The organism is Streptomyces sp. AF1A, assembly GCF_047340315.1.
Classification (GTDB): domain Bacteria; phylum Actinomycetota; class Actinomycetes; order Streptomycetales; family Streptomycetaceae; genus Streptomyces.
Genome location: NZ_JBLEBI010000364.1, coordinates 1 through 1,803 on the forward strand (window position 1 = coordinate 1; position 1,803 = coordinate 1,803).

General features: G+C 75.8%; 2 protein-coding genes. One reads left to right on the forward strand and one right to left on the reverse strand.

What is annotated here, in order from left to right:
- A partial coding sequence (gene hemG, locus ACLU3S_RS36845) for a protoporphyrinogen oxidase (RefSeq protein ID WP_413956328.1) occupies window positions 1-739 on the reverse strand: 739 nt, incomplete at its 3' end.
- Between the two features lie 155 nt (window positions 740-894).
- Between hemG and ACLU3S_RS36850 the strand changes: the two genes are divergently transcribed.
- Window positions 895-1,803, forward strand: a 909-nt coding sequence (locus ACLU3S_RS36850) for a DUF4349 domain-containing protein (RefSeq protein ID WP_413956329.1), incomplete at its 3' end; no start/stop codon positions are given.

Consider the following 1,803-nt stretch of genomic DNA (forward strand, 5'->3'; position numbering starts at 1 on the left):
CGGTCAGGATCCGGGCTCCGCGGGCCCGCACGGCATCGGCGACCGCGAGCGGGAGGCTGCCCACACCGCCCTCGATGCCCATGAACACCGGCCCGGTCTGCTGGGCGGCCGCGGCGCGGGCCTGGATCTCGCGGACGGCCGCCGTCAGGGAGTCGTGCGCGTGGGCGGCCTGGAAGAGCTGCGGCACGGCCGAGCGCAGCGAGATGCGGTAGGCGTCGCCCGCGTACACCCCGCCGAGCAGGGGCTCGACCAGGCGGTCGACGACCTCGCGGCCGAGCCGGGCCGCCACGTACTCCCCTACGGCCACGTCGTCGCCGATCTCGGTGCGGGGCAGGTCGGCGTCGCGCTCGATGCGGGCCAGGCCCTCGTCGGAGAGCACGCCGGACAGTGCGGCGGCGGTGCCGGGCACGCCCATCACATGGCCCTTGGGCATGGGGCGCAGGGCGCCTCGGGTCCAGATCGAGGCGCTCGCGGTCGCCGGTGGCTGCAGCCGCTCGGCGAGGCCCACCTCGCGGGCGAGGCCCACGGCTTCGGGGCGGCGGGCGAGCATCGACTCGGCGCCCAGATCGACCCGGACGCCGGCGATCTCACCGGGCAGCAGCTTGCCGCCGACCCGGTTGGAGCCCTCCAGCACGGTCACGCGCGCCCCGCGCGCCAGCAGCCGGTGGGCGGCGGCGAGACCGGCGACGCCGGCTCCGATGACGACGACATGCCGCGTGCTCGTACCCGTTGCGCTCATGCCCCCACTCTCTCAAACGCCGCCGGCACCCCCGCCGCGCCCCGGTGTCCGCGCCGAGTCCGGACCGTGACCGCTTCGGAACCGGGCCGCCCGAACGTTCCCGGGCGGCTCGCCGTCGCAGTCGCGACACAGTCATCGTCCTCAGGGGTACGCCCATGCGCACACCACGTTCCCTACGTTCCGCCCGACCCGCCCGGCCCGGCCGGGTGCTGGCCGGGGTCCTCCTCGCCGCCTCGCTCGCCCTCGCCGGGTGCAGCGCCGCCGACGACGCGGGCGGCAACTCGGCCAAGTCCGCCGGCGACGCCAAGGCGCAGCAGAAGGACGCCGCCGGCGGCACAGCGGACGGTTCCAGGTCCTCCGGCCGGGCGACGCCCGATCTCACCCCGACCGCGATCATCCGCACCGCGTCCCTCACCGTCCAGGTCAAGGACGTGCCCAAGGCGCTGGAGCAGGCGCGGACCACCGCCGAGGACGCGGGCGGGTACGTCGGCCAGGAGACCACCAGCCGGGACGGCGACGGCCGGGAGCACACCCGGGTGGTGCTGCGCGTGCCCACGGAGAAGTACGACGAGGTGCTCGCCGCGCTGCAGGGCGCGGGCCGGCTGATCGACCGTACGGCCAAGGCGGTGGACGTCACCGACCAGGTCGTGGACGTGGCGAGCCGCATCAAGTCGCAGCGGGCCAGCGTGGACCGCATCCGCACGCTGATGGACCGGGCCGCGAAGCTGAGCGATGTCGTCACGCTGGAGGGTGAGTTGAGCAGCCGCCAGGCGGACCTGGAGGCGCTGCTGGCCCGGCAGGCGTCCCTGAAGGACCGCACCAGCCTGGCCACCATCACCCTGTCCCTGGACGAGAAGCCCGCGCCGGCGGCGGCCGCCGACGACTCGCCCGGCTTCGTGGACGCCCTGGCGGGCGGCTGGCACGTGTTCGTCACGCTGCTGCGCTGGCTGGCCCTCGCACTCGGCGCGGTCCTGCCCTTCGCGGCGTGCGGAGCCCTGCTCGTCCTCCTGTGGCTCCGCGTCATCCGCCCCCGCCTCCCCCACCGCCCCGCCCACTCCATCGCC